The organism is Comamonas nitrativorans (genome assembly GCF_042654765.1).
In the GTDB taxonomy this organism is placed as follows: domain Bacteria; phylum Pseudomonadota; class Gammaproteobacteria; order Burkholderiales; family Burkholderiaceae_C; genus Comamonas; species Comamonas nitrativorans.
The window spans coordinates 102,856-128,501 of the sequence record NZ_JBHSEW010000005.1 but is presented as its reverse complement, the minus strand read 5'-3'; the positions used below and the strand labels follow the sequence as shown (position 1 = coordinate 128,501).

22 protein-coding genes and 1 CRISPR repeat array are annotated in these 25,646 nt (G+C 61.6%); of the genes, 19 read left to right on the top strand and 3 right to left on the bottom strand.

Annotated elements, in window-relative coordinates:
• Positions 1 to 70 precede the first annotated feature (70 nt).
• Complete coding sequence (gene groES, locus ACFO3A_RS07110) at positions 71 to 361, bottom strand: co-chaperone GroES (protein WP_377725213.1); 291 nt, start codon at positions 359 to 361, stop codon at positions 71 to 73.
• Between the two features lie 252 nt (positions 362 to 613).
• Here groES and ACFO3A_RS07105 point away from each other — a divergent pair, with 252 nt between their 5' ends.
• The 14 genes from ACFO3A_RS07105 to cas2 all read left to right on the top strand — a co-directional run bounded on the left by ACFO3A_RS07105 (position 614) and on the right by cas2 (position 15,756).
• Positions 614 to 1,696, top strand: a complete 1,083-nt coding sequence (locus ACFO3A_RS07105) for an RAMP superfamily CRISPR-associated protein (RefSeq protein ID WP_377725212.1) — start codon at positions 614 to 616, stop codon at positions 1,694 to 1,696.
• Positions 1,697 to 1,706: 10 nt separating this feature from the next.
• Entirely contained in the window at positions 1,707 to 4,760 is a 3,054-nt protein-coding gene (gene cas10, locus ACFO3A_RS07100; RefSeq protein ID WP_377725210.1) for a type III-B CRISPR-associated protein Cas10/Cmr2, read from the top strand.
• Positions 4,757 to 6,259 (top strand): ATP-binding protein, encoded by a 1,503-nt coding sequence (locus ACFO3A_RS07095; RefSeq protein WP_377725208.1) that lies wholly within the window; start codon positions 4,757 to 4,759, stop codon positions 6,257 to 6,259. The genes cas10 and ACFO3A_RS07095 overlap by 4 nt, the downstream gene beginning before the upstream one ends.
• Positions 6,256 to 7,392: a type III-B CRISPR module-associated Cmr3 family protein gene (locus ACFO3A_RS07090; protein ID WP_377725206.1), complete on the top strand. Its 1,137-nt coding sequence runs from the start codon at positions 6,256 to 6,258 to the stop codon at positions 7,390 to 7,392. The genes ACFO3A_RS07095 and ACFO3A_RS07090 overlap by 4 nt, the downstream gene beginning before the upstream one ends.
• Before the next feature lie 29 nt (positions 7,393 to 7,421).
• On the top strand, positions 7,422 to 8,318 hold the full coding sequence (gene cmr4 / locus ACFO3A_RS07085; protein ID WP_377725204.1) for a type III-B CRISPR module RAMP protein Cmr4: 897 nt from the start codon (positions 7,422 to 7,424) through the stop codon (positions 8,316 to 8,318).
• 4 nt (positions 8,319 to 8,322) lie between these two features.
• Positions 8,323 to 8,682: a type III-B CRISPR module-associated protein Cmr5 gene (gene cmr5, locus ACFO3A_RS07080; protein ID WP_377725203.1), complete on the top strand. Its 360-nt coding sequence runs from the start codon at positions 8,323 to 8,325 to the stop codon at positions 8,680 to 8,682.
• A 187-nt stretch (positions 8,683 to 8,869) separates the two neighbouring features.
• Positions 8,870 to 10,027, top strand: coding sequence for a type III-B CRISPR module RAMP protein Cmr6 (gene cmr6 / locus ACFO3A_RS07075; protein WP_377725201.1), 1,158 nt, complete (start codon positions 8,870 to 8,872; stop codon positions 10,025 to 10,027).
• A complete protein-coding gene (gene cas6 / locus ACFO3A_RS07070) occupies positions 10,024 to 10,905 on the top strand; it encodes a CRISPR system precrRNA processing endoribonuclease RAMP protein Cas6 (RefSeq protein ID WP_377725199.1) in 882 nt (293 codons plus the stop codon). Before cmr6 ends, cas6 begins: the two co-directional genes overlap by 4 nt.
• A 227-nt stretch (positions 10,906 to 11,132) precedes the next feature.
• On the top strand, positions 11,133 to 11,426 hold the full coding sequence (gene csx16 / locus ACFO3A_RS07065) for a CRISPR-associated protein Csx16 (RefSeq protein ID WP_377725197.1): 294 nt from the start codon (positions 11,133 to 11,135) through the stop codon (positions 11,424 to 11,426).
• Between the two features lie 5 nt (positions 11,427 to 11,431).
• Positions 11,432 to 12,589, top strand: a complete 1,158-nt coding sequence (locus ACFO3A_RS07060) for a Card1-like endonuclease domain-containing protein (RefSeq protein ID WP_377725195.1) — start codon at positions 11,432 to 11,434, stop codon at positions 12,587 to 12,589.
• Positions 12,586 to 13,689 (top strand): CRISPR-associated ring nuclease Csm6, encoded by a 1,104-nt coding sequence (gene csm6 / locus ACFO3A_RS07055; protein WP_377725193.1) that lies wholly within the window; start codon positions 12,586 to 12,588, stop codon positions 13,687 to 13,689. The genes ACFO3A_RS07060 and csm6 overlap by 4 nt, the downstream gene beginning before the upstream one ends.
• 358 nt (positions 13,690 to 14,047) lie before the next feature.
• Complete coding sequence (locus ACFO3A_RS07050) at positions 14,048 to 14,326, top strand: CRISPR-associated endonuclease Cas2 (RefSeq protein WP_377725192.1); 279 nt, start codon at positions 14,048 to 14,050, stop codon at positions 14,324 to 14,326.
• Between the two features lie 48 nt (positions 14,327 to 14,374).
• The gene (cas1, locus tag ACFO3A_RS07045; RefSeq protein WP_377725189.1) at positions 14,375 to 15,370 is read left to right on the top strand and encodes a CRISPR-associated endonuclease Cas1; all 996 of its coding nucleotides are present in this window, start codon (positions 14,375 to 14,377) and stop codon (positions 15,368 to 15,370) included.
• 53 nt (positions 15,371 to 15,423) lie between these two features.
• Positions 15,424 to 15,756: a CRISPR-associated endonuclease Cas2 gene (cas2, locus tag ACFO3A_RS07040; protein ID WP_377725188.1), complete on the top strand. Its 333-nt coding sequence runs from the start codon at positions 15,424 to 15,426 to the stop codon at positions 15,754 to 15,756.
• 191 nt (positions 15,757 to 15,947) lie between these two features.
• A CRISPR array of direct repeats spans positions 15,948 to 18,421; the repeat unit is 36 nt; unit sequence GTTTCAAGCTTGCCCTGATCACAAAGGGATTAAGAC.
• A gap of 236 nt (positions 18,422 to 18,657) precedes the next feature.
• Here cas2 and ACFO3A_RS07035 read toward each other — a convergent pair.
• A complete protein-coding gene (locus tag ACFO3A_RS07035) occupies positions 18,658 to 19,140 on the bottom strand; it encodes a winged helix-turn-helix transcriptional regulator (RefSeq protein ID WP_377725187.1) in 483 nt (160 codons plus the stop codon).
• 128 nt (positions 19,141 to 19,268) lie between these two features.
• Between ACFO3A_RS07035 and ACFO3A_RS07030 the strand changes: the two genes are divergently transcribed.
• Positions 19,269 to 20,570: a D-amino acid dehydrogenase gene (locus ACFO3A_RS07030; RefSeq protein ID WP_377725185.1), complete on the top strand. Its 1,302-nt coding sequence runs from the start codon at positions 19,269 to 19,271 to the stop codon at positions 20,568 to 20,570.
• Positions 20,567 to 21,625 carry an alanine racemase gene (gene alr / locus ACFO3A_RS07025; RefSeq protein ID WP_377725183.1) on the top strand — a complete coding sequence of 353 codons (1,059 nt, stop codon included), beginning with the start codon at positions 20,567 to 20,569 and terminating at the stop codon, positions 21,623 to 21,625. Before ACFO3A_RS07030 ends, alr begins: the two co-directional genes overlap by 4 nt.
• Positions 21,626 to 21,652: 27 nt before the next feature.
• Here alr and ACFO3A_RS07020 read toward each other — a convergent pair whose 3' ends face one another.
• Positions 21,653 to 22,618, bottom strand: coding sequence for a LysR family transcriptional regulator (locus ACFO3A_RS07020; protein ID WP_377725182.1), 966 nt, complete (start codon positions 22,616 to 22,618; stop codon positions 21,653 to 21,655).
• 109 nt (positions 22,619 to 22,727) lie between these two features.
• On the opposite strand from ACFO3A_RS07020, the gene ACFO3A_RS07015 reads away from it, so the two are divergent.
• From ACFO3A_RS07015 to ACFO3A_RS07005, 3 genes are all read left to right on the top strand, one after another.
• A complete protein-coding gene (locus ACFO3A_RS07015; protein WP_377725180.1) occupies positions 22,728 to 23,231 on the top strand; it encodes a cyclophilin-like fold protein in 504 nt (167 codons plus the stop codon).
• 130 nt (positions 23,232 to 23,361) lie between these two features.
• Positions 23,362 to 24,444 (top strand): alpha/beta hydrolase, encoded by a 1,083-nt coding sequence (locus ACFO3A_RS07010; protein ID WP_377725178.1) that lies wholly within the window; start codon positions 23,362 to 23,364, stop codon positions 24,442 to 24,444.
• Complete coding sequence (locus tag ACFO3A_RS07005) at positions 24,441 to 25,643, top strand: MFS transporter (RefSeq protein WP_377725175.1); 1,203 nt, start codon at positions 24,441 to 24,443, stop codon at positions 25,641 to 25,643. Before ACFO3A_RS07010 ends, ACFO3A_RS07005 begins: the two co-directional genes overlap by 4 nt.
• Positions 25,644 to 25,646 lie beyond the last annotated feature (3 nt).

Below are 25,646 nucleotides of genomic sequence, written 5' to 3'. Positions count from 1 at the left end.
GGGGACAAATCAGGTGCTAACGCTTGTACATCAAGCGCAAGCAGCTATGAAATTGGAAATGCTTCGGCGATTACTGCTCGACCACGGCGAACAGGTCGTCTTCCTTCATGACCAGCAGTTCTTCGCCGTTCATCTTCACGGTCTGGCCGCTGTATTTGCCGAACAGCACGCGGTCGCCCACTTTCACGCTCATGGCAATGCGATCGCCGTCTTCGTCATGCTTGCCCGGGCCCACCGCCAGCACTTCGCCCTGATCGGGCTTTTCGGCGGCATTGTCGGGAAGGACGATGCCAGAAGCCGTCTTGGTTTCGTTTTCCAGGCGTTTGACGATCACGCGATCGTTCAGGGGACGCAGGTTCATGGGAGAACTCCTCAAATACTCTATGGATGGAACAAAAAACATCGACCACAGGCCGATGGAGCTTGATCTGGGGTCGAATTGTTAGCACTCAACCCCAACGAGTGCTAATGATAAGGGCAGCTTGAGAGGTTTCAAGGGGTGGGGGTGTTGGTATTTGTTGGGAAATAGGCCGCGCCGCAAGCTTGCCGCAAGTAAAAAACTGCAACTTGAGACGATACTTGCCAACAAGTTTCCTTTCGATCGCCACGTGCCATGCAGACCCACCAGTACCAACTTTGCTTTACCACCCCAGCCTTTCTAGGCAATGCCCAACAACAAGCACAGTGGCGCACACCCCCCATCAAGGCGCTGCTGCGCCAGTGGTGGCGTGTGACCGTGGCGCAAGAGCTGGGGTATGACGTGGCCCGCCTGCGCCAGCGCGAGGCGGCCCTGTTTGGCACAGCCGCCGATGATGGTTATTCACGCCAAAGCCGCATTCGCATCCGATTGAACCATTGGGACGAGGGCAAGCTCAAGGATTGGCCACGCGATGACACGGTAACGCACCCAGAAGTCTCGGCCTCGGTCGGAAGTGACCTGTACCTTGGCTTTGGCCCCCTGGAATACAACAAGGCCAGTCGCGGCACAGCCCTGAAGAACAACGCCGCCATTCAGGCCGGTGCCAACGCTTCCCTGAGCCTGGCTTTCCCCGAAGCCAACACCCCCACCCTGCAACACGCCCTGTGGCTGATGGATCGCTACGGCACGCTGGGCGGGCGCAGCCGCAATGGCTGGGGGTCTTTCTCGCTGCAGCCTGCCGATGCACACACCGCTGCGCTCGAAGGCAAAACCATCACGCGCGACTGGCAGCAGGCGCTGCAACTGGACTGGCCCCACGCCCTAGGCAGCGACACGCATGGGCTGCTGGCCTGGCAAACCCGCCCTTTCGACAACTGGCCCCAACTGATGCAGGAATTGGCACGCTTGAAGATCGGATTGCGCACGCAGTTCACTTATGAATTGGATGCCGCTGCAGGCGATAAACAGCTCTACAACAAAAAAGGCGAAGAAGTGGGCATTGCACATGGTCACCCACAGCAACGCCACTGGCTAGCCTACCCCGTCACCCACCACAGCGTCAGCGCCTGGGGCAACAACGCCCGCCTGTCCAACAGCCTGCGCTTCAAGGTACGGCCCGCGCCACACAACCCAAAGCAGCTCGTGGGCGTCATCTTCCATATGCCCTGCCTACCGCCGCCTTCATTTACCCCAAAGCGGGATGCCATCGCAGCCGTCTGGCAACAGGTACACGCCTATCTGAACAGCAACGACAAGCTGACCCGCATTCCTGCCTGAGAGCTGCACCATGACCAACACCATCAACACCCTCTGGCAAACCAAAGTCGCCGCCCGCCTGCACGACCCGGCGGAAAAAGCCCTGGTGCTGCTGCGCGACCCCGCAGGCCACGAAAACGGCACCAGCCGCGCACTCACGCGCCTGCTGGGCTTCCACGCCATCGGCACCGACACCCTCGACCCGGACAACGACGAGGCGCTGGTACGTACCGTATTCAAAAAAGGCATTCCCGCCGACATGTACCGCCATGTGCAGCGTGCCGACTGGTGGGCGGCAGCGGCAGACCGCCCGCAATGGCCGATGGAAGAGATCACCGTTTCCACCAAGAAAGGCGATGAACGAACCTTGAAGGTTGCCCCGTGGGCACAGGTGCGCTGGACGCAAGAACCGGTGCTGATCCACCCACTGACGAAGGATCAGTACGACCTGGGCAAGCACGGCGGCCTGTCGGACACGGACTTTCACGACATCAAGGAACGCAACTTCAGCCACCTGTCATCGCTGATCACGGCGCTACACAAACAAAGCCCCGAGGTGCATGACTGGCGCAAGACTTTGCTCACCCTTTGGCGCTTCGGCCCCGAACTCAGCGAAGAAAACGACAACGGCAAGCTCGGCGAATTGTGGAAGCTGCTGCCCGCCGACACCCGCATACCCGATCACTCCATCTGGGATCACCTCGACCTCACCAGCGCTTTCTCCGGCGCGTTCGCCGCCGACCCGAACGGCGAAGCCGCGCTGCTCACCCTCGCCATCGGCCCGGTGCAGTCCTTCATCGCCGCCGCACGCAAGATGGAAGATTTGTGGGCTGGCTCGCACCTGCTGGCTCGCCTGTCGTGGGAGGCGATGAAACCGGTGTGCGAACGCCTGGGGCCAGACGCCATCCTGTTCCCGCGCCTGCGTGGCGTGCCGCAGGTAGATTTGTGGCTGCGCGATGAATGCGACCTGCCCGCGCAGTTCTTTGAAAGCTGCGACTGGCAAAAGGGCGGCACCGACGCCAACCCGCTGTTTGCCGCCGCCCTGCCCAACCGCTTTGTCGCCGTCGTGCCCGCCAGCCAGGCCCGCGAGATCGCCGAACAGGTACAAACCGCCGTGCGCGGCTGGCTGCAAGCGCTGGGGCAAACCGTGCTGACGGAGCTGCTGGAAGAAGCCGGTTTGACTAACGATGGCAATCTGCACTGCCACCAGCAGATGCGTGAGCAACTGTCGGGCTTCCCCGAAGTGCATTGGGCTGCCGTGCCGTTCTCGCTGATCGGCATCGGCAACAAGGAGCGGCAAACCGGCCTGGACACCACGCAACTCTCCGCAGCCATGCAGCCCTTCTTTGGCGGCGATGGTGATCCAGGATTTCTGGGCACGAACGCCTGGAAGCTGCTGCAAAAAGAGCTGCAACTGGACGACGCAGGCAAAAAATCCACCTTCTTCGCCCCTAACCCTGGCGTTCTCTACCCTGCTGTGCATGAACTGGCCGAGCGTGCCCTGGCCGCTGCCAAAACCGTGCGTTCGTTCGCACAAACGGAGCAGAAGGGCTGGCGCTGCACCCTGGGCGGCGAAACCGAATGGCTGACCACCGATGCCGCGCAACTGAAACTGCCCGCCGGGCAGCGCACCGACACGTTGTGGACGCGCATTGCCGCCAAGCGGCCCGCCTGGGCCAAGAAGGGCGAACATCTCGGCGCACTGCCTGCCATCAAACGCCTGTGGCCCACACTGTTTGCCGACGAGGTGGGCAAGGCACTGGACAAGGACATTGGCCGCTTCGTCGTCTCCACCCACACCATGGCGCTGGCGCATCAACTCGACCAGTGGCTGGCGCATGGCGGCCAATGCACACCCGAACTCAGCCGCCGACTGGAACGCTATCGCAAGCAATTGGACACGGCGGCCCTGCCACGCAAGCTGATGCGCCATGCCAGGAACGCAGATGCCGAGGTGGTCAAAACCGCAGCCCTGCTGCCCGCCCTGCTGGATTTGTCGAGCGACGAAAGCATCAGCGAGACCGAAGAAGCGGCCCTCATGCGCAGCGCCGTGCGCCAGACCCTCGCCAGCGTGCGCGAGAACCAGAACGACGACCGGCTGGAAACCTACTACAGCCTGCTGCTGATGGACGGCGACCGCATGGGCGCATGGCTGTCAGGCGGCGATGATTACGCCATTACCTACCGCGAGAGCTTTCACCCCCAGGTGCAAACCGGCTTTGACAAGCACGCCCAAAGCCAACCACAGATCAGCCAATACGGTCAGCAAAAGCGTGCCCTATCGCCCAACCGCCACCTCGCCATCTCGGGTGCGCTCAACGATTTCTCGCTCACCGTCGTGCGCCATGTGGTTGAAAACGAGCATTTGGGCCGACTGATCTACGCAGGCGGCGACGACGTGTTTGCCATGCTGCCCGTGGCCGACCTCCTGAGCGCCATGCAGCGCCTGCGCCACGCCTATTCCGGCCACGACCCCGAACACAAAGGCGGACGCCATGCCGGGCTGACCCTGCACCAAGGCTTCGCCATCCTGGACGGCAAGCTCATGCGCATGATGGGCAGCAAGGCCACGGCATCGTGCGGCGCGGTCATCGCTCACCACCAGGCCCCACTGGCCGCCGTGCGGCGCGAACTGCATGTGGCAGAGCAGCATGCCAAGAACGAGGGCGGACGCGACGCCTTCTCCGTCACCATCGTCAAACGCTCGGGCGGCGCATTGCAACTCACCGCGAAATGGGGCGAACCGCTGCATGCACTGCAAGACCTGCGCGTCTTTCTGCAAACAGACGGCGTCTCGCGCCGCGCTGCCTACCACACGCTGCAATGGCTGAACGGCCATGAACTGCCGCAGCCCGAAGGTGACGGTGCCATGCTGCAAACCCTGCTGGCCTACCAGCTTGCCCGGCAAGCCCAGGGCAAAGCCAAAACGCAGGCCGAGCCGCTGGCCCAGCGCCTCACGGCCCTGACGCTGGAACAGCCCACCGACAAGCGTATCGACTGGCTGCGCAACTTCATCAGCGTGGCCGAGTTTCTCGCCCGCGAGGTACGCAGCAACAGCGGCAACGCCAGCGAGGCAGGCGAATGACTGCCACCGCCCACCCGCTGCTGACGCAGCCCGAAGGCAAGACGCTGGAGTTCAAACGCGATCTGTCGTCGCCGCGCAATGTGCTTAAAACGCTGGTGGCCTTTGCCAACTCAGCGGGCGGCAGGCTGGTGATCGGCGTCGATGACGCACGCAACGTCATTGGCGTTCATGATCCGCTGGCCGAGGAAGAGCGCATCTGCAACCTGATTGCCGACGGCATCGCCCCGCGCCTGCTGCCCAACGTCGATCTGCTCAGTGTGGTGCGCCCGGACATGGAGACGGCCACCGTGCTGGTGATAGAAGTATTCCCCAGCAGCGCACGCCCGCACCACCTGTGCGCTCAGGGGCCGGAGCAAGGCGTTTACCTGCGCCTGGGTTCCAGCAACCGACAGGCCGGGCCGGATTGGATTGCCGAAACACGCCGCGCCGCCCTCGGCCAGGTATTCGATGAGCAGCCCATGCCTGGCCTTACCCGGCAAGACTTGGACATGGACGCCATGGCGCGGCTGTTCGGCCCGGATCGTCCGCTGGATACCAACCGCCTGCAAACCCTAAAACTGCTGCGCCCCGACCAGGGGCATCTGGTGCCCACGCGGGGCGCGGTGCTGCTGTTTGGCAGGGCACGCGAACAGCACTTCCCCGATGCCTGGGTGCAGTGCGGGCGCTTTCGTGGGCGCGACAAGGTGGACATCTTCGACCAACAGGACATCCACGCCCACCTGCCCGATGCCGTCGCAGACATCGAACTGTTCCTGAAAAAACACGCCTTCAAAAGCGCACGCTTCGGTGCCATGCAGCGCGAGGACGTGTGGAGCATTCCGCTGACCATGCTGCGCGAAGCCATCATCAACGCGCTGGTTCATGCCGACTACGCGCAGCGCGGCACGCCCATGCGGGTGGCCTTCTTCGACGACCGCATCGACATCGAAAGCCCCGGCCTGCTGCTGCCGGGCATGACGCTGGACGATATGAAGAGCGGCATCTCGCGCATCCGCAACCCGGTCATTGCGCGTGTGTTCCGTGAACTGCGCCTGAGCGAACAATGGGGCAGCGGCGTCAAGCGCATCTTTGCCGAAGCCGCTGCGCTGGGTCTGCCCGAACCGCTGCTGGAAGAAATCGCCACCGGCGTGCGCCTGCGCATCTGGCTGGAGTCCGCGCAGGAAGTGCCAGCGGAAGAAACACGGCAAGAGTCACAGCCCGAACCAAGTGAACGGCTAGAGTCACGGCTAGAGTCACGGCTAGAGTCGAGCCTGGCCGCTCAGGTCTTCACCCTTCTCTCCACCCGTGAGGCAGGCAAGGCCGAGCTGGCCCCCTTGCTAGGCCACCGCAGCGTATCGGGCGAGCTGCACAAGCAAGTGCGCCGCATGTTGGACATGAACCTGATCGAAATGACCCTGCCCGACAAACCCAACAGCCGCCTGCAACGCTACCGCCTCACCGCACACGGGCGTGCCCTGCTGGCGCAAGCCGCTGACAGCGCCCCCAAGGAAAACCCATGACCACACCCGACACCACCACCTGCTTCATCACGCCGCTGGACGTGCTGTTCCTGCGCGGCAACCAGTCCTTTGGCGACCCCGGCAGCTACGGCGACAGCATCATGCCGCCCTGGCCCTCGGTGGCTGCGGGCGCCATTCGCTCGCGCATGTTGGCCGACAGCGGTATTGACCTGGCCGCATTTGGCCGGGGCGAAGCTGCCCATGCAGAGCTAGGCACCCCCTCGGCCCCCGGCAGCTTCGTGCTGCACGCCTTTCACGTGGCGCAGCGCGTGGGCGGCAAGGTAGAAATCCTCATCGCCCCGCCTGCCGACCTGTTCATCACCGCAGAGGCGAACACACCCAGCGCCCAGCGGCTCACCCCGACCGCGCCCGCCCCGGGCATCGCCACCTCCAGCCCGCTGCCGCTGCTGCCCGTGCTGGCACAAAACGAGCGTAGCAAGGCAGCAGGCGGCTGGTGGCTCACGCACGGCGGCTGGGAGAAATACCTGCGCGGTGAAACACCCGTCGGCGCGGACATGGTGAAAACCAGCGACCTCTGGGGCATGGACGAGCGCGTCGGCGTCGGCCTGTCCGAAGCCACGCGCAGCGCCGAGGACGGCAAGCTGTTCACCAACCGCGCCGTGGCGATGCAACCCGGTGTAGGCTTTGCCGCCGCCATCAGCGGCGCCACCCTGCCCGCCCACGGCCTGCTGCGCCTGGGCGGCGATGGCCGCGCCGCCAACATCGAAAGCACCGCCGTTGCATGGCCCGAACCGGATTACGAAGCCATCGCCGCCCAAGGCCGCTGCCGCCTTGTGCTAACCAGCCCCGGACTGTTCACCCAGGGCTGGCTGCCCAATGGCTGCGCGGGGGATAACCGCGATTTCCGGTTTGAACTGCATGGCGTCAAGGCCCGCCTGGTAGCCGCCAGCGTGGCACGCAGCGAAGTCGTCTCCGGCTGGGACTTGGCTCGCTGGCAGCCCAAAGCCGCGCAGCGCATCGCCCCCGGCGGCAGCGTCTATTGGCTGGATGACTTGCAAGCCAGCCCCGATGCCCTGCGCAAGCTTGCCGCGTGCGGTTTGTGGGGCGAGCCTTGCGAAGATGCCGCACGCCGCGCCGAAGGTTTCAACCGCTTCACCCTTGCCGTTTACTGATCTGTTTTGCCTCAAAGGACACCCTCACCATGTTCGAAAAACAAGCCGCCGTATTCCTCTACGCCGTCAGCCCCGTCCACATGGGCGCGGGCCAGGCCATCGACGTGATCGACAACCCCATCCAGCGCGAACGCCACACCCGCCACCCCAGCTTTGCGGGCAGCGGCATCAAGGGCGCGGTGCGGCACAGCTATGAATCACTGGGCGGCAGGCGCGAAGACATCGACCGCCTGCTGGGGCCGGATTCCAACAGCAGCAACCTGCACGCCGGAGCTGTCAGCTTTGGCGACGCGCAACTCGTCGCGCTGCCCGTGCGCAGCCTCAAAGGCGGCTACGTATACGCCACCTGCCCGCAGGCGCTGGCGCGTGCACAGCGGCTGCTGGCGCTGACCGGCAAGCAGGCCGATTGGCAAATCCCAACCGTCGATGATGGTGCCTGCCTGTTCTGCAACCCCGCCCTGCTCTCGGGCGACAAACTACATCTAGAAGCTTTCGAGTACAGCGCCACAGAATCCAGCAGCGTAAAAGCAATCGCCGCCGACCTCGCCACACGCGCCCTGCCCGTGGGTGCCAGCCACGACTTCTTCCGCAGCAAACTCGCCGCCGACCTGGTCGTACTCTCCGACACCGACTTCGGCTACTTCGCCGAACACGCCATGCTGGTCGAGCCTCATGTGTGTATCGACGAGAAAACCGGCACCGCCAAAGATGGCGGCCTGTTCTACACCGAGAACCTGCCGCCCGAATCCCTGTTGATCGCGCCGCTGATGGCAAGCAAGACGCGCACCGGCAAAGACCGAGATGAAGAACTGCCTGCCGAGGCCGTACTCGGCCAGATCAAGACCTTGATCGATGGCCGCCTGCTGCAAATCGGCGGCGACGCCACCACGGGCCGTGGCCTGGTCGTCGCCAAGGTGGAGGGCTGACACCATGGCACAAACGCTTGAACAAAAACGCGCACAAGACGCTTGGGACGTTTGCGGGGCGTACACCAAGGATCACGTCAACTTCGCCAAGGGCCTGCCCGCGCTCATCATGAACAGCGGCCTGATGCAAGTGCTGGCCTTTTGCCATGAAAAAGGCAAGGTGAACGAAGAAGTCGCCGCCCACCTGCGCACCTGGCTGAACCAACGTTTCAACAACGCAAAAGGCGACCCGGGTTTCGCCGTCTTCATGCAGGCGTTGATGCAGGCCACGCCCTCGCAGTACCAGGCCATCAACGCCGAAGCCTTCGCCTGGCTCAAATGGCTGCGCCAGATGGCCGCCGCCCGCAACAAGGGAGGCAACTGACATGCCCATTGCCGCCGTACCCGCCTATCTGGGCAAAGACTTCAGCCAAGCATCGCCAGGGATGCGTTTTGGCATGTATTTGCCCATTTGGACAGATCGCCAGGACCAGGAAAAAGAAGTCAAAAGCCGCGCAGAGAAAAAAAGCCGTGAAGGCAGTGAAATAGCCTATCAGCTCCAACGACAAGGCATGGATGCCACTATCCGCGACATGCAGTCGCTCCAACGCAACCCTCTAGCAGGACTTTGGGAGAAAAACGACTTTGCCGCCAAGCAAGCATGGCAGAAGATCACGACACTAAACAAAGACGACAAGGCCCGCATGGCAGCCATTGCCCAGCGCCAAGCCGTGCTTGCAGGCACCACCTCCCACACCTTCACCCTGGACGCCATCGCCACCGCCCCCTTCACCACCGGCCTGGGCAACGAACACCCGTTGGAAAACGGCTTCGCCTTCCTCAACCCCTACGGCCTGCCCTACCTGCCCGGCAGCGGCATCAAGGGCGTGCTGCGGCAGGCGGCACGCGAACTGGCAAGCGGCGAATGGGGCGATACAGGCGGCTGGTTGGACGAAAAAATCCACCAACTGCCAATCGCCGACAGCAGGCTCATCGACCTGTCCATCCTCGACGTGCTGTTCGGCCTGGAATCCGGCGATGGCGACAAAGCACACGTGCGCGGCGCCCTCAGCTTCTGGGATGCCCTGCCGCAAATCCCCGGCGACAGCCTGGTCGTGGACATCATGACCCCGCACCAGGGCCACTACTACCAGCAGAAAAAAGACCGCAAAAGCGGCGACAGCATCACCCCGCACGACAGCGGCCAGCCCAACCCCATCAGCTTTCTGACCCTGCCGCCCGGCACCCAGTTCGCCTTCCACGTGCAATGCGACCTACCGCACCTGCAACGCCTGGCCCCCGATCTGGCCGAAAACAACCGTTGGCAAACCTTGCTCACCGCCGCCTTTGAACACGCCTTCGAGTGGCTCGGCTTCGGCGCAAAAACCGCCGTGGGCTACGGCGCGATGGAATCCGCCGCCCAAAAGCAGCGCAAGCAGCAAGAGCACGCCGAGCGCCAGCAAGCCGAAAAAGCCCGCCTTGCCGCCGAAGCCGCACAGCGCCAGCAAGAAACCGCCCAGGCATGGCCCGGCGCACGCATCAAATACAACCGCGCCAACGGCTCCCTCAGCGTTGAAAAAAGCGGGCAAACCGCCATTGCCCTTGCACCCAAAGGCGAAGAACTGCTCGCCGCTCTGCCCGCAGCCGTCCAACAAAAGGTCAAAACCAACCAGTTCATCAAAGTCACCGCCTACGTAGCAGAAGGCGTTCTGGTCAAGGTCGAGGCATGACCCAGCCCCTGCCCATCACCCGCCTGCACCTCACCGCACGCGCTGAAACCCCGCTGCACCTGCCGCCCTACGCAGGCTCCATGCTGCGCGGCGCATTCGGCCACGCGCTGCTGGCATTGGCACCGCTGCCGCACGCCGATGGCAAGCCCTGCACCCTGCACGCCTCCTGCCCTTATTGCCAAGTCTTCGCCACGCCCCCGCTGCCTGCGCACAGCCTGCAAAAGTTCAGCCAGATGCCGCCACCCTACGTCATCGAACCGCCCAGCGGCGGTGCGCAGCGGCTGCAAGCAGGCCAGACCTTCGGCTTTAGCCTGGTGCTTATCGGCAAGGCCATCGCCCACCTGCCCGCCATCACCCTCGCCTGGGAACGCGCCCTGCGCACCGGCCTGGGCACGCAGCACAGCCGCTGCACCCTGCTGGACGTGCAACGCGAGAACGGCCAACACGGCAACACCCTGCCCCCCGCCCCTGCGCCAGGCCAGCACGCCACGCTGCACCTGCTCACCCCCCTGCGCCTGCAATACCAGGGCAAGCCCAGCCGCCAGCACAACATCAGCGCCCGCACCCTACTCATCACGATGGCGCGGCGCTACCAACTGCTGCAAGACATCCACCTGGGCGCCGCCGCCCCGCAGCAGGACTTCGCCACCCTCGGCGCCCAGGCCGAAGCCGTGCAGATCGCACACGCCGACCTGCGCTGGTTCGACTGGGGCCGCTACTCACAACGCCAGCAGCAGGAGATGAAACTCGGCGGCCTGCTCGGCAGCCTGCAACTACACGGCGACCTGACCCCGTTCGCCGAACTGCTGCACCTGGGCCAATGGCTGCACGTGGGCAAGAACACCAGCTTCGGACTCGGCGGCTACCGGCTGGCATAAATATCAAAAATAATAGCTATTACCGCTTTATATATAACAATTTCAATATTATTTATGCTTAAAAACGTTTAAACCCATACGGTAAAAGCAGCTTAATTAATAGCAATTTCGCCCAGAATAGACAAAGGCCAGAGTTGGTATCAAGCAGGCACCACTGTCTGACAATGTGCCAATCCGGCAAGCTTGCGGATACCCGCCTGACTGCCGCCCCAACACACAATGCCCGCATGACTACCTGGTTCATCACCCGCCACCCCGGCGCATTGCAATGGATGCAGCAATGCGGCCCCACGTTTGACCGCCATGTCGAACACCTCGACCCGGCCCAAGTACAGCCCGGCGACCGCGTTATCGGCACCTTGCCGGTCAATCTGGCAGCAGAGGTCTGCACACGCGGTGCCGACTATTGGCACCTGGTGCTGGACTTACCCGCCCAGGCACGCGGACGGGAACTCAGTGCGCCGGAATTGCTGGCGTTGGGTGCTACGCTGCAACGCTTCAATATCCAACCACTCACCTGAACACCATGACCACCTTGCACCTGTGCATCGCCACTGGCCAGAACGCTGCCAACTTCATCCCCCTCAAACAGCTCCAGGCGCAAAACATCTGGGTACTGGAAACACCTGACATGCAAAAACAGCAAAGCGCCAAAGCCTTGCACATGGCGCTCAAATCCGCGCTGCCCGAAGCGCAAGTGCGCATCCTGCCATTCGACGACAGCACCCCCCAGGCCATGCAGGCCGCCGCCCTGCAACTGGCCTGCGAAGAACTCGACGGCAAGAACGTCATCTTCCACGCCACCGGCGGCACCAAGCTCATGGTGCTGGCCATCCACCAGCAACTGCTCAACCTAGGCAGCTACCGCCTGCTGTATGCCGACACTGCACACCAAACCCTGAGCTGGCTGGATGACGAGCCACGCCAGGAACCCATGGTCGACAACGTACTTACCCTGAACGAACAGCTATTGCTGCGCGGCTACCGCTCCAGCAACGACACCCGCCCCGCGCACATCCAGCAGCGTGCCAGCGAACGCGCCAAAACCACCAAATTCATGGGCGAGAAATCGGCCCAGCTCAAAGGCTTTCTGGGCACGCTCAACTACCACGCCCGCCACGCCGCCGACGGCAAGGGCCTCACATGCGAACTCAACTACCTGCCACGCGCACAAAGCCCGGCAGGCAACGTACTAGAGCTGGCCCAGCAGCAAGGGCTGCTCACCATCAACGAGGCATACAACCAGATCACCTTTGCGAGCACAGAAATTGCTGAATACTTCTGCGGCGGCTGGGTGGAGGAATACGTCTTCCTCAAATTCACCGGCACCCTGCCCCCCTCCCAATACACCCTGGGTGTCCAGCTAACGCAAGCCAGCAGCAAAACCCAAAACGAAATCGACGGCATTGCCGTTGCTAACAACCGCGCCCTCATCATCGAGTGCAAGGCCAAAAAACAAGACAAGGCACAGGACGCTATTTACAAACTCGGCCAACTGGTGCGGCAAGTGGGCGGGCTGATGGCACGCGGCCTTTACATCAGCGCCATTGAAGTCAGTGACACCGACCGCAACCGCGCCAAGGAATACGGCGTGGACGTACTCGCCGCCGAAGAACTCGCCGACCTCAGCAAATACCTACGCGACTGGCAGAACAACCCCTCAACAGCCAAAACGCGCCCATGACCCACCCCCGCCGCATCCTCCTGGCCGTCACCGGCCTATCCCCACAAATCCTCACCGAAACCCTGTACGCCCTGGGCGTGGCCGTGCCCAAAGACGACACCCCCTTCATCCCCACCGAAATCCACCTCCTCACCACCACCGAAGGCGCCAAACTCGCCCGCACCGCCTTGCTGCACCCCGACGGCGGCCAATACCACGCCCTGCTGGCCGACTACCCCCAACTCGGCCACCCCGCGTTCGACGATGCCCACATCCACGTCATCCACGACGCCGCAAGCCAGCCCCTGGCCGACATCCGCACACCGCAGGAAAACGCCGGCGCCGCCGACAGCATCACCGCCCTCATGGCCCAGCTCACCCGCGACCCACAGGCGGCGTTGCACGTCTCCATCGCCGGGGGCCGCAAAACCATGGGCTTCTATCTGGGCTACGCCTTCTCGCTCTTTGCCCGGCCACAGGATGAGCTATCGCACGTTCTCGTCTCCAGCCCATTTGAAAACCACCCCGAGTTCTTCTTTCCGCCAGCTACCCCAAAACGCCTAGCCACCCGGGACGGCCAGCACATCGACACCGCCGATGCCACCATCACCCTGGCACGCATTCCCGTGGTGCGGCTGCGCCACGGCCAGTCGCAGAAGCTATTGGAGGGAAAAATTGGCTTCAGTCAAACCGTGGCCGCCATCCAGCAAAGCCTGGAACCACCGCACCTGTATATCAATCTGCATGCGCAGCAAGTCAAATGCGGTAATACAGCGGTGAAGCTGTCTCCGGCCCTTATCACCTGGCTGGCTTGGTGGGCGCAGCAAGCCCTGCAAGGCAAAGGCCCGCAACACTGGCGTACTGCCGATGCCAGCGAATATCTGCGCCTGTATAGCCGCATCGTCGGCCTCCACTCCAGCGCCCGGATCAATGCCGAAACACGTTTGCAAGACGGTATGGAGCAACAGTTCTTCGAGCAAAACAATTCCAAACTCGAACGCGCACTGAAAACGCAACTCGGCCTGGCAGCCGCCCCCTACCTCCTGGCTACCAACGGCACACGCCCCAACACTACGCGCAGCCTCAGCCTGCCGACCCAGGCCATTGAATTGCACGAGTAAGCTGCTTTATTGATAGCAATTAGCGATTTATACACAGGCAATACCGCTGCTTTTATCCCGATCGCCCCACAAGCTTGCAGCAAGCTTGTGGGGCGAATTTTTTTGCCGTCCCATCGGCAGAATTCATTCCATCGACGCGCTACTTGCCAATCCCGGCTTAACCCACAAGAAAGGACGCAGCCATGAGCTTTGTTGAAATTCTGGTCGCTGCTGCGGCAGCCGCTGCCGCAGCAGCGGCACGGGCCATCGCAGAGGCCCTGCTCGAGGACTAAGTCCTCGACCGTGCGGGAGCTGACGGACACCGCCTTAAAAACCGTCATATCACCTCATCCCAAAAACCACCCCCTGGGCAGGCCCCATGTCCCGCACCCTCTACCTCATCGCCTACGACGTACGCTGCCCCAAGCGCCTAGCCAAGGTGGGGCGCTACTTTCACAGCTACCGCGTCGCGGGACAAAAAAGCGTGCCGGAGATTTGGGTCACGCCCGCCGAATTGCAGCGCATCCAGCACGACCTGCAACACCTGCTCAACACCCAGGTCGATCACCTGCAAGTGATTGCCCTTGACCCGCGCCAGCAGCGCCACTGCCTGGGGCAGGGTCACACATTCACCACCCCATTTTTCAGCGTCGTGTAACGCTAATAACACCAGCCCCCCATAACGCCACATAGGAGAGCCGCCGCCATGACCAGCCTGTACGTAGACCGGCGCGACGTGCATCTGCGCTATGACGCAGGGGCCATCGTCTTTTACGAACACAACCTGCGCAGCGCCACCGTCCCTCTGGCGCCCCTGACACGCCTGATCGTGCGCGGCAAAGTCACGCTGGAAGCCGCCCTGCTCGGCCACCTGGGCCAGCGCGGCGTAGGCGTACTGTTTTTATCTGGCCGCAACGGCGATCCGCACCTGCTGCTTGGCCCCAGCCATAACGACATCCAGCGCCGCGTCACACAAACCCGCATGAGCCTGGACAGCCGCTTCTGCCAAGCCTACGCCCGCCACCTGGTAGGGGAGAAACTGCAACAGCAAATCACATCGCTGAACGAACTGCGCCAGCACTACCCCGCCCAACGCCTGCCGCTGACCAGCGCCATGCACCAACTGCAAACACAACAACAACGCCTGCCCCAAGCCCCCAACCTGGACAGCCTGCGCGGCATGGAAGGCGCCGCCGCTGCCGCCTACTTCACCGGCCTGCGGGCCATCGTCCCCGCCAGCCTCGGCTTTCAAGAACGCAACCGCCGCCCCCCGCGTGACCCGTTCAACGCCCTGCTGTCACTGAGCTACACCATCGCCACCGCAGAAATCGCCATGGCCCTGCACATTGCCGGGTACGACCCCTGCATCGGGTACTACCACCAAATCAGCCACAGCCGCCAATCCCTGGCCTGCGACCTGCTGGAACCCCTGCGCCCCTTGATCGACCGCCTGTGCCTGCGCATGGTGGCCCAGCAAACCCTGACGGCCCAACATTTCAGCACCGCTGGCCCAGCCTGCCTTCTCGGCAAAGCCGGGCGCGTGCGCTACTACCAGGCCTACGAAGAAAACGCCCGCCCGCTACGCCGCGCCATCAGTGCCCAGATAAAAACCCTGGCCCAGCGCCTGAACCCCGACATGCCCGAACCCGCTACCGTATTGGAAGCACCTACCGCAGACAAAATAAGCGATTGGGATATATAAGAACAAAAAATCAATGATCTATATGCGCTACAAGCTATGAAAGTAATCATTTCATGCCGGAATACATCATCTGCTACGACATCACCTGCCCCCGGCGGCTAGGCAAAATCCATCGCCTGCTCAAGCAACACGCCCTGCCGCTGCAATACTCGGTATTCCTGTTCAACGGCACCGAAGGGCAGCTACAACACTGCCTGAAGCGCTTGACCGCCCTGATGAACGAACACCGCGATGACATCCGCGCCTACCCCCTTCCCCAGCGCGGCCTGCGTTGGGTACTAGGCCCAAGCCAATTGCCGACAGGAATTACCTTGGGCGCCATATCCGCCCCCTGGCAAGCAGACACCCCATTACCAGACGATGGTGATGACGATGATGGCGAATAAACCAGGCCACATCCCAAAATCCCGGCCTCCAGTCACTACAATCGCCACCAGCTTGAAACCCGGACGCTGCAAAACTCACCCGCATGAAACCGCTAAACAGGGTTGTTTACAAAGACATCTTTCGTAAACCAAGAATTTTCCATAACACCACTTGCAAGTGGTTGTTTCAAAAAGAAAATTTCCCCTCAGCGGTTTCAAGCTTGCCCTGATCACAAAGGGATTAAGACTGTGCCTTCTTGTTGCCTTGCGCAGCACCCATCAGGTTTCAAGCTTGCCCTGATCACAAAGGGATTAAGACCTCATGTTCTTCCGCCGCTTCCGCTTGCTCCTTGTTTCAAGCTTGCCCTGATCACAAAGGGATTAAGACTGTTTACTTCTTGAACTTCGCTTCGAGGGCAGCGGTTTCAAGCTTGCCCTGATCACAAAGGGATTAAGACCCTAGCTAGTGGTTAATGGGAAGGGGTGGTTGAGGGTTTCAAGCTTGCCCTGATCACAAAGGGATTAAGACGGAGCCAGGATGCGGATCGTGTAGGTCCAACGAGTTTCAAGCTTGCCCTGATCACAAAGGGATTAAGACGCCTTAAAAACCAATACGTCGATCAGGATTGTAAGTTTCAAGCTTGCCCTGATCACAAAGGGATTAAGACGCACGCGCCTGCGCCGAAGGGCTGTGTGCTGCACGTTTCAAGCTTGCCCTGATCACAAAGGGATTAAGACGGTTGTCCGCCGTCCAGTATGCGTGAGTGCTTGTTTCAAGCTTGCCCTGATCACAAAGGGATTAAGACTGCTCTGTGGTGGCGTTGTGCTGGGTCAGGTTGGTTTCAAGCTTGCCCTGATCACAAAGGGATTAAGACGCCCGGATGTGCTTACCTTCGGCGATTGCGGCGTTTCAAGCTTGCCCTGATCACAAAGGGATTAAGACGTCTGGATCAAAGGCGGTCTATCGACGTAGTCGCAGTTTCAAGCTTGCCCTGATCACAAAGGGATTAAGACCGGGCTTTGGTGGCAGAACCGAACAGGTTCCCTGTTTCAAGCTTGCCCTGATCACAAAGGGATTAAGACACGAGCAGACGCCGCCCACATACTTCAGGAGTTCGTTTCAAGCTTGCCCTGATCACAAAGGGATTAAGACGCTTGGCACCAGCACGGGCCATGAAGGTATATTGGTTTCAAGCTTGCCCTGATCACAAAGGGATTAAGACTCCCCGGGGTGGACAAATCGAGTAGTTGGTTTGGGTTTCAAGCTTGCCCTGATCACAAAGGGATTAAGACGGTTACCGAACTGAACAACGGTGGGTTCGTTCAGTTTCAAGCTTGCCCTGATCACAAAGGGATTAAGACTCTTTGAGGAGCTGCTCTTCAAACAGCTCTTCGTTTCAAGCTTGCCCTGATCACAAAGGGATTAAGACGTTGGTAGCTTTGGACATGATATTTCCTTGTGGGTTTCAAGCTTGCCCTGATCACAAAGGGATTAAGACGGTAATTGGTACGAGGATAACCATTGGCGAAGTGTTTCAAGCTTGCCCTGATCACAAAGGGATTAAGACGCCATCACGCCCCGAGCCTTGGTAGCGGAACCGTTTCAAGCTTGCCCTGATCACAAAGGGATTAAGACGGTGGTGATCCTTCACAATGCGCCAATCAGTGACGTTTCAAGCTTGCCCTGATCACAAAGGGATTAAGACCTTTACCTTGCACATTAACCAACCAATCGTTAAAGGTTTCAAGCTTGCCCTGATCACAAAGGGATTAAGACCTTATCAACCAACTGTACTTCAAGGAACGTTGCCGTTTCAAGCTTGCCCTGATCACAAAGGGATTAAGACGCGATAACGGTTGCAGTCATGATGTTTTCCTTGTTTCAAGCTTGCCCTGATCACAAAGGGATTAAGACTCAAGATGCAGCGCAATTTTATCAAATCCTTGTCGTTTCAAGCTTGCCCTGATCACAAAGGGATTAAGACCTAATACGATGATGTTGTTGATGAAAAATATAACGTTTCAAGCTTGCCCTGATCACAAAGGGATTAAGACCGGCGAGCTCAGCACGTTCGTCTTTACTAATGGTGTTTCAAGCTTGCCCTGATCACAAAGGGATTAAGACACGATGGCAGCCAGCAGCAGTTGGACGAAGCCCAGGGTTTCAAGCTTGCCCTGATCACAAAGGGATTAAGACCTCTGCAAGTGTCACCAGTACTTCTGTTTGTAAAGTTTCAAGCTTGCCCTGATCACAAAGGGATTAAGACCCGTCATACTCACTATCCCGCGACCTTAGCCCGGTTTCAAGCTTGCCCTGATCACAAAGGGATTAAGACCGGTGTTTTTCAAAAATTCCGGAAAAACATTTGAGTTTCAAGCTTGCCCTGATCACAAAGGGATTAAGACAGCAGCTTGCACAGGGATAACGTTGAGAACATGTTTCAAGCTTGCCCTGATCACAAAGGGATTAAGACCCAATATCGCGAGCATGATTGCACTGATGTTCACGTTTCAAGCTTGCCCTGATCACAAAGGGATTAAGACATAAACTGGGGATGACGCATCATCGAACGAGTCTCGTTTCAAGTTTACCCTGATCACAAAGGGATTAAGACGGCTAACCCCGCCTCTGCTTCCTGTTGGCTTTACCGTTTCAAACTCGCCCTGATTTTAAAGGGATTAAGATTTTTTATCCTACCACTAGACCGCTGCGGTGCGGCTTCAAGCTTATCCTGATTAAAAGGGATTAAGACAGTCCAACTATTGCTATTTGGGTAGTGATGATCCGTTTCAAGCCTGCCCTGACTTCAAAGGGATTAAACCGCACACGCACGTCCACTCAATGCAGTCGTGGTTTTTTATATTTCAATGCTTGCTCTGATTTTTCCGTGCAAAAACCAAAAATAATTTAACCAAAACCTCTCAACCAAGTTTTTTGTGCCGTTCTATCTTCAACCGCGTGCTTTCCTTGACCTCCTCCATCACCACATAGCTGTTCGATTGCGCGGGCACCGGCATCTGCGCCAGCATGGTGCCCAGCAGGCGGCGGTACTCGTCCATCCCGCCCAGGCGGGCCTTGACAAGGTAGTCGAAGCGCCCGGCAATCAGGTGGCACTCCTGCACCTCGGGGATGTGCGCCAGGGCGTCGCGCACTTTTTTGAAGATCAGTTCCGATTTCTCGGTGAGGGTGATTTCCACGAACACCAGCAGCGCCTTGCCCAGCGCCTGCGGCTCGACACGGGCGTAGTAGCCGGTGATCACCCCCGTCTGCTCCAGGCGCTTGACGCGCTGCGAACAGGGGGATGTGGAAAGGCCGACACTCTCGCCCAGTTCCGTCATGGTCAGGCGGCCCTGCTGCTGGAGCAGGTCGAGGATACGAAGGTCTATGGCATCCAATTCATACATTGCTGATACCTGCGGCAAAATTCAAAAGAAACAGCAATTATTCCTGCACGGACAGCAAAAAACAAAAAAACCTGTTTCATGATCTGGCTACAGTTGCAGCAGTTTTATTGTTTCTGGAGACATCCAAAATGAAAGTTGTCGTACTCGGTGCGGGGGTGGTCGGCGTGGCCACGGCGTATTACCTGGCCCGTGCGGGGGCTGAAGTCACGGTCATCGACCGCAATGCCGGCCCGGCGCTGGACACCAGCTTTGCCAACGCGGGGCAGATTTCCTACGGCTACTCCACGCCCTGGGGGGCGCCGGGCATCCCGACCAAGGCCGTCAAGTGGATGTTTGAAAAGCACGCGCCGCTGGCCATCCGCCTGGACGGCAGCGCGTTCCAGCTCAGCTGGATGAGTGCCATGCTCTACAACTGCTCGCCCGAGCGCTACGCCATCAACAAGGAGCGGATGCTGCGCGTCTCCAACTACAGCCGCCAGTGCCTGGCGCAGTTGCGTGCGGACACCGGCATCCAATTCGAGGGGCGCAGCGCGGGCACGCTGCAATTGTTCCGTTCGCAAAAACAGGTGGATCAGGCCCAGCGCGATATGGAGGTGCTGAAGGAATGCGGCATTGCCTACGAGCTGCTGGACAAGGCCGGCGTGTGCCGTGCCGAACCGGCCCTGGCGCAGTCGGGCGCGACGATTACCGGCGGCCTGCGCCTGCCCGACGATGAGACGGGCGACTGCTTTCTGTTTACCAATGCCCTGGCCAAGCTGGCCGAAGGGCTGGGCGTGCAGTTCCGCTGGAACGTGGAAATCGACCAGCTCGAACAAGGCGCCGACGGCAGCATCGGCGGCGTGCGCATCCGCAGCGCGGGCGAGCCGCAGGCCGAGGTACTCCAAGCCGACCGCTATGTGCTGGCGCTGGGCAGTTTCTCGCGCCCGCTGCTGCAATCGACCGGGCTGGATTTGCCGATTTACCCGGTCAAGGGCTATTCGCTGACCATTCCCATCGTGGACGAGGCCCTGGCCCCGATCTCCACCGTGCTGGACGAGACGTACAAAATCGCCCTGACCCGCTTCGACCAGCGCATCCGCGTCGGCGGCATGGCCGAGCTGGGCGGTTTTGACCGCGCCCTGCGCCCCGAACGCCGCGCCACGCTGGAGATGGTGACGCGCCAGCTCTTCCCCGGCGGCGATCTGCCCAGGGCCGAGTTCTGGACGGGCCTGCGCCCCATGACGCCGGACAGCACGCCCATCATCGGCCCGACGCCGATCGCCAACCTGTACCTGAACACCGGCCACGGCACGCTGGGCTGGACCATGTCCTGCGGCAGCGGCAAGCTGGTGGCCGACATCGTGCTGGGCCAGCCCACCGACATCGCCACCGATGGCCTTTCCATCCAACGTTATCTGCGTGCAGGCAAGGTCTGCACCCGCGCCACATGAGCCGTCCTGCCTGGGTCGAAATCGACCTCTCCGCCCTCCAAGCCAATTACGCCGCCGCCCAGGTTGTCCACGGCGGACGCGTGTTTGCCGTACTCAAGGCCAACGCCTACGGCCACGGCGCCCTGCCCTGCGCCCAGGCGCTGGCTGCGCAGGCCGACGGCTTTGCCGTGGCCTTTGTGGAAGAAGCCCTGCCGCTACGCGCTGCCGGCATCACCGCCCCCATCCTGGTGCTGGAAGGCGCGTTCGATGCCGACGACGTGCAGCAGGCCGCCCGGCACCAGCTCTGGCTGGTCGTCCACCAGGCCCGCCAGATCGAACTGCTGGCCCAACACGGCGGCGCACCGCTGCACGCCTGGATCAAAGTCGATAGCGGGATGCACCGCGTCGGCTTTGCGCCGCACGAAGTCGCTGCCGTGCAGGAGCGCCTCGCCGCCTGCCCGCAGGTGACGCAGATCAGCTTCATGACCCACCTGGCCCGCGCCGACGAGCTGGAGCAGCCTCTGCACACCCTGGCGCAGTTGCAGCAGTTCGATGAGGCCGTGGGCGCCTTGCCCGGCTGGCGCAGCGTCTCCAACTCCGCCGGCATCGTCGCCTGGCCCCAGACCCACCGCGACTGGGGCCGCGCCGGGCTGATGCTGTACGGTGCCGCGCCCTGCGCCAGCGATACCGTGCTGCGCCCCGTCATGCGCCTGAAAAGCCGCATCTTTGCCGAGCGCTGGCTGGAGCCGGGCCAGAGCGTGGGTTACGGGGCCATCTTCACCGCACCGCGCCGCACCCGCGTCGGGCTGGTCGCCATGGGCTACGCCGACGGCTACCCGCGCACCACGCCCAACGGCACGCCGGTGGCCGTCGATGGCCAGCGCACCCAGACCCTGGGCCGCGTGTCGATGGACATGATGACGGTGGACCTGACCAACCTGCCCAATACCGGCCCCGGTTCCGAAGTGGAGCTGTGGGGCGATCTGGTGCCGGTCGGCACCGTGGCTGCGGCCAACAACACCATCGCCTACGAGCTGCTGTGCCATGTGCAGCGCGTGCCGCGCAAGGTGATGTAGGAACGTGTTTACGTTCTGGAGACCGGCTCATTGCGCGGCAGCTTTCCTCTGCGGCCGGGCCTTTTTTCTGGGAGTGCCGATTGGTGCCTTGCCCGGACGGCCCTCGCTGTAGCGCAGCGCGTCGACCACCAGCGCGAATGCTGGCGACGGCTGCCTGCGGCTGGGGTAATACAGGAAAAAGCCGGAAAACGGCTCGCACCACTCCTCCAGCACGCGCACCAGGCGGCCTTCCTCGATGTGCGGTGCAAATTCCTCTTCGGGAAGGCTTGCCACCCCCAGCCCGGCCAGCGCGGCATCCACGATGTTGGGCGAGGTGTTGAAGATGAGTTGCCCATCCACGCGCACGTTGAGCTGCTTGCCGCGCCGCTGAAATTCCCAGACAAAAATCCCGCCGCTGCTCTGCATCCGCATGTTGATGCAGTTGTGGTTCAGCAGGTCGTGGGGTTGCCTGGGCATGGGGTGTGACTGGAAGTACTCGGGCGAGGCGGCAATCGCCATGCGCAACGGCGGCCCGATGGGCACCGCGATCATGTCCTTGTCGATGGTGTCGCCCAGCCGCACGCCTGCATCGAAGCGGTCCGCCACGATGTCCCGGAAGCCGTAGTTCACATCGAACTCGATCTTGATGTCCGGATACTCTCGCAGCAATGGGACGAGCTTCGGAAAAATCGTGGTGCGCAGGATCGGGTCGCCACAGGTGATGCGCACCGTGCCTGCGGGCTTGTCGCGCAGCTCGGTCAGTTCGTCCAGTTCCGCCTCGATCTCATCGAAGCGATGGCCGATGGCGTTGAGCAAGCGCTCGCCCGCCGCCGTGGGCGAGACGCTGCGCGTGGTGCGGGTCAGCAGCCGGATTTGCAGCCGCGCCTCCAGGCCGTTGATGGTCTGGCTCAGTGCCGATTGCGTCACGCCCAGATGCGCCGCCGCACGGGTGAAGCTGCCTTCGCGTGCGATGGTGACGAAATACAGAAGGTCGTTGAGGTTGCGTCTGGCCATGCTGCCCAGTCTCCCACGCATTGGAAGCATCATTGATTAGCATATCTTATAAGGCTTTTAAGCATTCATTAGCTAGTCAAAGCACCCCGCCATCCGGAAGATAGCGGGCATGAAAAAGCCAACCCCAACTTCCCCTTGGCAGCGCGGCGTGCTGGCGCTGCTGGCCGGCACGTGCGTCGGGTTGGCAGCTTGCGCCCCTGGCAACGCGGTTGCCCAAACGTCGGCGGGTGTTGCGCCTGCGCCTTCCAAGGATTTCACGATGAAGATTCGCCTGATCGTCGGTGCGCAGGTTGCCACCGCCACCCTGTACGACAACGCCACCGCCCGGGACTTCGCGTCGCTGCTGCCGCTGTCCCTGACGATGACCGACTACGACACCATCGAGCGCGTGTCCGACCTGCCGCGCAAGCTGTCCACCCAGGGCGCACCCGAGGGCACGGCCCCGGTGGCTGGCGAGCTGACGCACTACGCCCCCTGGGGCAATCTGGCGATTTTCATCAAGCCGCGCTCCTTCTCGCGCAGCCTGCTGCCGCTGGGCAAGATCGATGACGGCCTGGCCATCGTGTCCCAACCCGGCCCCTACAAGATGCGCATCGAGCGCGTCGAACCTTGAAATCAGAATATTAAAAGAATAGCTTTTATCGCTTTATTCATAATTTTTTCAGATAGAAAACTATTGAAAAACTATACATAACAAGCGCTAAAAGCTATCAAATTCAATAAACCCAGGAAAGACATCCGACATGCAAGAACACATTGAAGACACCCGCCGCCACCTGTTGAAGATGGTGGGCGGCGGCATTACGGCCCTGGCCGCTGGTACGGTTGGCACGGCTGGCGCAGCCACTGCCACGGGCCGCGCCGTGGCGCAGCCGCCGCTGGGGACGCAGTGGGACAGGATTTTTGCGCAAAGCGACAAGGTGCGGCATCAGAAAATCACCTTCAAGAATCGCTACGACATCACCCTGGCCGGCGACCTGTATATGCCCCAGAACGCCAGCGGCAAGCTGGCCGCCATCGCGGTCAGCGGCCCGTTCGGCGCGGTGAAGGAGCAATCGTCGGGCCTGTACGCGCAGACCATGGCCGAGCGCGGCTTCGTCACGCTGGCGTTCGACCCGTCCTACACCGGCGAGAGCAGCGGCGAGCCGCGCAACGTCGCCTCGCCGGACATCAGCGTCGAGGATTTCAGCGCGGCGGTGGATTGCCTGGGCCTGCTGCCCAACGTGGATCGCGAGCGCATCGGCATCATTGGCATCTGCGGCTGGGGCGGCATGGCACTTTCCGCAGCAGCGGTGGACAAGCGCATCAAGGCTGTCGTCGCCAGCACCATGTACGACATGACGCGCGTCATGTCCCAGGGCTACAACGACAGCATGACGTCGCAGCAGCGCGCGCAGACGCTGGAGCAGTTGAGCCGTCAGCGCTGGAAGGATGCCGAGGCAGGCAAGCCCGCCTACCAGCCGCCCTACAACACGCTCAAGGGCGGCGAGGCGCCGTTCCTGGTCGAATACCACGACTACTACATGACGCCGCGCGGCTACCACGCACGCGCTGTCAACTCCGGCAACGCCTGGACGCAGACCACGCCGCTGCCGTTCATGAACCTGCCCATCCTCACCCACATCCAGGAAATTTCGCCCCGCCCCATGCTGCTGGTGCATGGCGAGAAGGCGCACTCGCGCTACTTCAGCGAAACCGCCTACGCGGCAGCCGCCGAGCCGAAGGAGCTGCTGATCGTGCCGGGCGCGAACCACGTCGATCTGTACGACCAGATGGACAAGATTCCCTTCGACAGGCTGACAGTGTTCTTCCAGAAGGCGCTATGACCACCACCGCCATCGACGCCCGCCAAGAAAAGCCCGCCGCCTGGAGCGGTGTCTTTGCCATGTCGGTCTGCGCCTTCGCGCTGATCGCCTCCGAATTTCTGCCCGTCAGTCTGCTGACCTCCATCGCTGGCGACCTGCGCGTCACCGAAGGCATGGCCGGCCAGGGCATCGCCATCTCGGGCGCATTTGCCGTACTCACCAGCCTGTTCATTTCGGCCCTGACCGGGAGCCTGAACCGCAAAACCCTGCTGCTGGGCCTGACGCTGGCGATGGGCATCTCCGGCGCCATCGTTGCGCTGGCGCCGAACTACGCCATCTACATGCTGGGCCGGGCGCTGATCGGCGTGGTTGTCGGTGGCTTCTGGTCGATGTCGGCCGCCACGGCGATGCGCATGGTGCCCACGCAGGACGTGCCGCGTGCGCTGGCCATCGTCAACGGCGGCAACGCATTGGCAACCGTGGTGGCCGCGCCGATGGGGGCCTACCTGGGCACCGTCATCGGCTGGCGCGGCGCCTTCCTGTGCCTGGTGCCCATGTCGCTGATCGCACTGGCCTGGCAGTGGCGGGCGCTGCCCTCGATGCCCGCCGCCGCACGCCCCTCCGGCATGGGCAACGTGTTCAAGGTGTTCACCCTGTTCAGGCACCCCGGTGTCGCGGTGGGCATGTTGGCCAGCAGCCTGCTGTTCATGGGGCAGTTCGGGCTGTTCACCTATGTGCGCCCCTTTCTGGAAACCGTCACCAACGTGCATGGCACGACGATTTCGCTGTTCCTGCTCGTGCTGGGGGCCGCCGGTTTCATCGGCACGGTACTCATTGGCCGCGTTCTGCAACATGGCTTCTACCAGACGCTGATCGTCATCCCGCTGCTGATGGCCGCCACCGCCCTGGCCCTGATCGCCTTCGGCGGCTCCGTTGCCATCGTCCTGGTGCTGCTGGCGCTGTGGGGCCTGACCGGCACCTCGGCCCCCGTGGGCTGGTGGGCCTGGATTGCCAAGGTGTTCCCCAGGGACGCCGAAGCGGGCGGCGGCCTGTTCGTCGCCGTGGTGCAGTTGTCCATCGCACTGGGCTCCACCGTGGGCGGCATTCTGTTCGACCACAGCGGCTGGCGCACCACCTTCATCGCCAGCGCCGCGCTGCTGGCGCTGTGCGCCGCCCTCACCATCCTGACCGCTCGCCAGTGCGCACGGTATGACGCCTGAAAG